At 40.9% G+C, this 6,462-nt stretch carries 5 protein-coding genes and 2 pseudogenes; 1 reads left to right on the forward strand and 6 read right to left on the reverse strand.

The features are described from left to right. From B3R79_RS02880 to B3R79_RS02890, 3 genes and pseudogenes are all read right to left on the reverse strand, one after another. Nucleotides 1-221 (reverse strand): annotated as a pseudogene (locus B3R79_RS02880) (IS3 family transposase); the annotation flags it as partial. Between the two features lie 78 nt (nt 222-299). Further along, nucleotides 300-1,235, reverse strand: a complete 936-nt coding sequence (gene dapA / locus B3R79_RS02885; protein ID WP_168260825.1) for a 4-hydroxy-tetrahydrodipicolinate synthase — start codon at nt 1,233-1,235, stop codon at nt 300-302. Nucleotides 1,236-1,288: 53 nt separating this feature from the next. Further along, the gene (locus tag B3R79_RS02890; RefSeq protein ID WP_168260826.1) at nt 1,289-2,365 is read right to left on the reverse strand and encodes an aspartate-semialdehyde dehydrogenase; all 1,077 of its coding nucleotides are present in this window, start codon (nt 2,363-2,365) and stop codon (nt 1,289-1,291) included. A gap of 252 nt (nt 2,366-2,617) precedes the next feature. On the opposite strand from B3R79_RS02890, the gene B3R79_RS02895 reads away from it, so the two are divergent. After that, on the forward strand, nt 2,618-4,336 hold the full coding sequence (locus B3R79_RS02895; RefSeq protein ID WP_293693641.1) for a phospho-sugar mutase: 1,719 nt from the start codon (nt 2,618-2,620) through the stop codon (nt 4,334-4,336). Between the two features lie 71 nt (nt 4,337-4,407). Here B3R79_RS02895 and B3R79_RS02900 read toward each other — a convergent pair whose 3' ends face one another. The 3 genes and pseudogenes from B3R79_RS02900 to B3R79_RS02910 all read right to left on the reverse strand — a co-directional run. Continuing rightward, nucleotides 4,408-5,340, reverse strand: coding sequence for a DUF1002 domain-containing protein (locus B3R79_RS02900; RefSeq protein ID WP_293693652.1), 933 nt, complete (start codon nt 5,338-5,340; stop codon nt 4,408-4,410). A gap of 184 nt (nt 5,341-5,524) precedes the next feature. After that, complete coding sequence (locus B3R79_RS02905; protein ID WP_293693643.1) at nt 5,525-6,097, reverse strand: MFS transporter; 573 nt, start codon at nt 6,095-6,097, stop codon at nt 5,525-5,527. Between the two features lie 54 nt (nt 6,098-6,151). Then, nucleotides 6,152-6,462 (reverse strand): annotated as a pseudogene (locus B3R79_RS02910) (MFS transporter); the annotation flags it as partial.

The following is a 6,462-nucleotide window of genomic DNA, read 5'->3' on the forward strand; positions in this document are numbered from 1 at the left end:
AGGAAGAGTATAATCGAGAGAAAAGGACAATTGAGAGCATCCTTCAAGAAGGACTTGATTGATTATTTCTTGCTTTAGTTCAGGAGAATAATACCTATTCTTACTTTTCTTAACAACCTCAACACCATATCTATGAGTTTAATCATATATTTTAGGTACCAAGACATTCCATTTTTTCTTAGTTTGTATATTTCCAATTTATCTTCATAAGTTAATTTCATACAAAAAGCATCCCGATCGTTAGATTTTATGTCTAACGATCGGGGTGCAGTTCAAAAACTTTGCTACTTTTGTTTTGATTAATAATCTGGTCGCAAAACACCTGTGACGGTTTCTTTAGTGGCTTCAATATCACCGTCAATAACAACGTCAATGATACGTTTGGCATCTTCTGGTGGACATGGAACCAATGGCAAGCGTAGCGGACCTGTTTCAAAGCCAAGGTAATTAAGCACAGCCTTAACAGGCGCAGGACTTGGGTAAGAGAACAAGGCATTCACTTTCGGAATGAATTGGCGTTGGATGGCAGCCGCTTTTTTAATGTCACTGTTTTCGATAGCTGTCAGCATGTCGTGCATCTCATCACCATTAACGTGAGAAGCAACCGAAATCACACCGTCTGCCCCAAGATTCATGGCATGGAAAGCATCACCATCTTCACCTGTGTAAACCAAGAAATTCTTAGGTTTGTGTTCAATCAAGTAAGCCATATTGGCTAGGCTGGTACATTCTTTAACCCCAATAATATTAGGGTGTTCAGCCAAACGCAGCATGGTTTCAGGAGTCATTTCAACCACTACACGACCTGGGATATTGTAGATAATGATTGGCAAATCGCTGGCATCAGCAATGGCTTTAAAGTGCTGATACATGCCTTCTTGCGATGGCTTATTGTAATAAGGAACGATGGCTAAACCAGCCGCAAAGCCTCCAAAGACTGCTACTTCACGAGCAAATTCAATGGAGTCGCGCGTGTCGTTTGTTCCGATACCAGCAATCAGTGGCACACGACCGTTGACGATTTTTTGAACTGCTGCAAACAACTCCAACTCTTCATCGTGGGTCAATGTTGGACTTTCTGCTGTTGTTCCTGCTAGTAAAAGTGCATCTGTGTGGTGAGCCAGCAAATGCTCCACCAATTTTGGCAATGCCCCAAAGTTAATAGAACCGTCTGCATTGAAAGGGGTGATCATCGCCGTAATGATTTTAACGTCTTTTAAATCTTCAATAGCCATCCTTATCTCCTATCCTTTTTGTCCTCTAATGTTCCTGTTTGTGTTTGCTTGGCTTATTTTAGTTCAAATTTTAATTCTTTTGTTGGGCGGACAAGACCACGTTCGTGAAGGGTTTCTGCAATTTGAACTGAGTTCCAAGCAGCACCTTTGAGGAGGTTATCTGAAACCACCCACATATGAATACCATTGGCAACATCCAAGTCCTTGCGAATACGACCAACGAAGGTTTCGCGTTTACCAACTGCATTAGCCGCTTGTGGATAAACTTGGTTAGCCACATCATCTTCAAGCACAGCACCTGGGAAGGCTGCGATAGCCGCTTTCACCTCATCAATCGGTGCCACTTCTTTGGTTTCAATGTAAACAGATTCTGAATGTGAATAAAGCACAGGCACACGCACACAAGTCGCAGAAACAGGAAGTTCTGGCTCTTCCATGATTTTCTTAGTTTCCTTGGTCATTTTCATTTCTTCATAAGTATAATCGTTGTCTGTGAACACATCGATTTGTGCCAAGGCATTAAAGGCAATTGGGAAGTGTTTTTTGTCCCCACCGCATGGCAAAATGTCAGCGCGGAGGTCTTTTGGTTCAACACCGTCGTTCACCACTTCCTTGATTTCACGAAGGGTTTCATTAATAGCCGATTGGCCCGCACCTGAAACAGCTTGGTAAGTTGATACAATAACACGGCTCAAGCCCCATTTTTGGCGAATAGGTTCCAAAGCAACCATCATTTGAATGGTTGAACAGTTTGGGCAGGCAATGATTCCGTTGTGGTCATCTAGCGCGTGCGCATTAACTTCAGGAACAACCAAAGGCACATCTGGATTCTGACGGAAATAAGACGTGTTATCAACGACCACTGCTCCAGCTTTTACCGCATAAGGAGCAAATTTAGCTGACACTGAACCACCTGCTGAGAAAAGAGCAATATCAACGCCTTCAAATGACTCTTCAGTGGTCAATTCAACCGTCACATCCTGCCCCTTGTACTGCAAAACCTTACCAGCAGAACGAGAAGATGACAAAAGACGCACCTTGTCAATCGGGAGTGTTGATTGTTCCAATTGTTGAATCATGCGAGTTCCAACGGCACCTGTGGCACCAACGACAGCGACTGTATAGCCCATTTCAATACCTCTTCCTGTGAAAATAGTTGTAATAGCTATTCTCGAAATTTTCTAAAAATTATAGTGCTTCTATTATACTATTTTTTTAAGCAAAAAGAAAGTTCTCCTTTAAGCAAATTGGCTCCCATTTTTTGAAAATTTACAGGCTATTTTTAGGGATTTTACAAAGGATTCTTCAATTTGCACTAGATAATTCCCTAACAACATGATATAATGTAAGCGTTTAGACGAACAAATAAAGGAGTTCTACTTATGTCTTATAGTCAAAATTATGAAAAATGGTTAAACTTTGAACAACTCCCTGACTATCTTCGTCAGGAATTGCTCCAAATGGATGAAAAAACCAAAGAGGATGCCTTTTACACCAACCTTGAGTTTGGTACGGCTGGTATGCGTGGATACATCGGTGCTGGTACAAACCGCATCAACATCTACGTTGTTCGCCAAGCAACTGAAGGATTGGCAAAATTGATTGAAACAAAAGGCGACGAGGCTAAAAAACGCGGTGTAGCTATTGCTTACGATTCTCGTCACTTCTCACCTGAATTTGCCTTTGAATCAGCACAAGTTTTAGCCCAACACGGCATTAAAAGCTATGTGTTTGAATCATTACGTCCAACCCCTGAATTATCATTTGCCGTTCGTCATTTAGACACATTTGCTGGTATCATGATTACTGCCAGCCACAACCCTGCACCATTTAACGGTTACAAAGTTTATGGTGAAGACGGTGGGCAAATGCCACCAGCTGATGCTGATGCTTTGACTGACTTTATCCGTACTATTGAAGACCCATTCACCATTGCTTTGGCTGACCTTGAAGAAAGCAAAGCTTCTGGCTTGATTGAAGTTATCGGTGAAGCGGTTGATGCAGAATACCTTAAAGAAGTTAAAGACGTGAACATCAACCAAAACTTGATTAATGAATACGGTAAAGACATGAAGATTGTCTACACACCACTTCACGGTACTGGTGAAATGTTGGCACGTCGTGCCCTTGCTCAAGCTGGTTTTGACTCAGTTCAAGTCGTTGAAGCTCAAGCTGTTCCAGACCCTGATTTTTCTACCGTTAAATCACCAAACCCAGAAAACCAAGAAGCCTTTGCTCTTGCAGAAGAACTTGGCCGCAAGGTCGATGCTGACGTGCTTGTTGCCACTGACCCTGATGCTGATCGTCTTGGTGTTGAAATTCGTCAAGCAGACGGTTCTTACCGCAACCTTTCTGGTAACCAAATCGGTGCTATTATCGCTAAATACATTCTTGAAGCCCACAAATCAGCTGGTACATTACCAGAAAATGCAGCCCTAGCTAAATCAATCGTTTCAACTGAATTGGTGACAAAAATCGCTGAAAGCTACGGTGCAACAATGTTTAACGTCTTGACTGGTTTCAAATTCATCGCTGAGAAAATTCAAGAATTTGAAGAAAAACGCAACCACACTTACATGTTTGGTTTTGAAGAAAGCTTTGGTTATCTTATCAAACCATTTGTACGTGATAAAGATGCTATCCAAGCCGTTCTTATCGTGGCTGAAATTGCCGCTTACTACCGTTCACGTGGTTTGACACTTGCTGATGGTATCGAAGAAATCTACAAAGAATACGGCTACTTCGCTGAAAAAACTATTTCTGTTACCCTTAGCGGTGTTGACGGTGCTGCCGAAATCAAGAAAATCATGGATAAATTCCGCAACAACGCTCCAGTGGCATTCAACGAAACAGCTATTGCCAAAACAGAAGATTTCTTGGCGCAAACAGCTACTACTGCTGACGGTAGCGTGACAGCTTTGACAACGCCACCAAGCAACGTGTTGAAATACACTCTTGCTGATGATTCTTGGATTGCAGTTCGCCCTTCAGGTACAGAACCAAAAATCAAATTCTACATCGCGACAGTTGGAACTGACTTGGCTGATGCAGAAGCTAAAATTGCTAACATCGAAGCTGAAATCAACAACTTCGTCAAATAAGACAAAAGAGAGGAACTTTCTCTCTTTTTTTGCATACAAAATCCCTCGCAGACACCTGCAAGGGTTATTCATTAAGCACCAAAATTGCTAAATAACTGTTTAAAGAAGTTCACGATAGCATTCCACATTCTCACTAAAAAGTTTTGGCTTGATTGTAACGTATCTGCCGCATTAAAGTTCAAATTCATACCTTTAAAGGTTGATTTTGATTGTTCGACAATACTATTTTTAAGTGAAGCTAGGGTTGAACGGAAGCTCTTGCTATTAACCACATCTGATTTTGATAAATTAACCGCGTAATTCACGATGAGGTTGACTTGGTTATTTGAAAGCACATTTTGCAGCTTGTAGTTGCTGAGGGTTTCATCGACAATTTTTTGAATATCTTCTTTAGAAGCCCCTTCGCCTGCGTCTGCTACGGCTGATTTGATATCAGCAAGTGCCACATTTAGCTGGTCGGCACTGTAACCACTGTTTCCTTCGTTTTCAGAATTGATAGTGGCTAAGGTGTCCAATTCTTCTTGGGCAAGTTCTTTGCTTTCGTCTGAAATCGTTGCCCCATTTTCTTCGAGTGAGTAATAAATACCTGCTAAGGCAGATTCACCAGTTACCGCGATAGGTGACGCCACTTCGATAGAAGCGTGCTCAATGCCTAAGGTTACCGCAGCATTACGGTACATATCCTTGGTCACTTTTGTGATGTTTTCAGGTGTGACAATGTTGACCGTAAGGACTTCAGAAGCGCCTAGTTTTTGGATTTTAACCGAAGAATACAACTGCAAGCTTGGATCATCCGCGACATTCATAATTTTGGCATAGGCGCTTGTTGAAATGGTTTTGATGTTGGTGTCTTTTGATTCATTGTAATTCAACAAAGCCAAGGTTTGCGAACGTTGCTCATCTGATAAAGAATAGCCTAAAACATATTGCGGTTGCACATAAGTTTCATCAATAACATCTTGAACAGATTGTCCAGCAGCCTGCACTTGCACCGCGCCTATCATCGAAGCGATAAGCAGGGCAACTGCCACGAAATACTTTTTGATACTGAACATGATTTATTCCTTTCTTAATTAAACTCCTTTGTTATTGTAATATTATAACATTTTTATAATATTTTTTCAAAATGAGGTGGTAATAAAAGCCCTGTAATAAAGGAAAAATCCATAGTAATATGATTTCTGATCTCTATTTACTTTTTAAACGGTAAATGTTTAGGGAAGCTAGTAGCATGATGATAACGTAAATTAACATGATTTGCTGGCTATGAACAATCATTTTTTCAGGATTGCTTAGTGATGATGTCAATAAAGACACCAATGACAATCCTACGGCTCCACCGATTTGGTGAACGGTATTAACAACACCAGACGCAGCTCCTGCTTCATCAGCCTTAGTATCGGATACCCCTTCGACAGTCATCGGCCCAAGAACAAGTCCTTGCCCAACCCCAATAAAAACCATCGGAATAGCGACACCTAAAAAGTAGCCATGATGTAAGCCCAAACTAACCCCAATGATATATCCCGTCAAATTCATAACCGTTCCCAAAACAAGAACAAAAACATTTGAAAAACGTTGAGTCAGGCGATTAACAAAAAGTGAAAAGATAAATTGTGTCAATGTCATTGGAATAAAAGCAAAAGCAGCTTGCAGTGGTGAATACCAAAAATAACGCTGAAGTGCTTGAGGCATCAAGAAGAAATAAGACATACTAGCACTCATAAAGAAAAAACGAGCAATATACGCACTTGAACGCATTCCATTTCTAAAAAGGCTAAGGGGCATCAACGGTTTTGAATGGTGACTTTCAATCTAAAGAAAAGTCACAAAAGCAAAAACACAAATCACTCCTGACAACCAATGTAAAACATTACCATTAATACTGTAAACAAGACTGCTAAAGGTTATTACTGATAAAATAGCACCCCACCAATCCAAAACTAAATCCTTATCTCTTAAAGATTGTGAGATAAATCGTTGCGTCAAGCAAAACATGATAATGCCCACAGGAACATTAATCAAAAAGCCATAACGCCAACTACTGTAACTCGTAATTAGACCACCAATCAGCAAACCAAAACTAGCCCCAAGCCCTGCTGTGACACCATAGTAGGCAATAGCTG

This window comes from Streptococcus sp. UBA3373 (assembly GCF_002360305.1).
Classification (GTDB): domain Bacteria; phylum Bacillota; class Bacilli; order Lactobacillales; family Streptococcaceae; genus Streptococcus; species Streptococcus alactolyticus.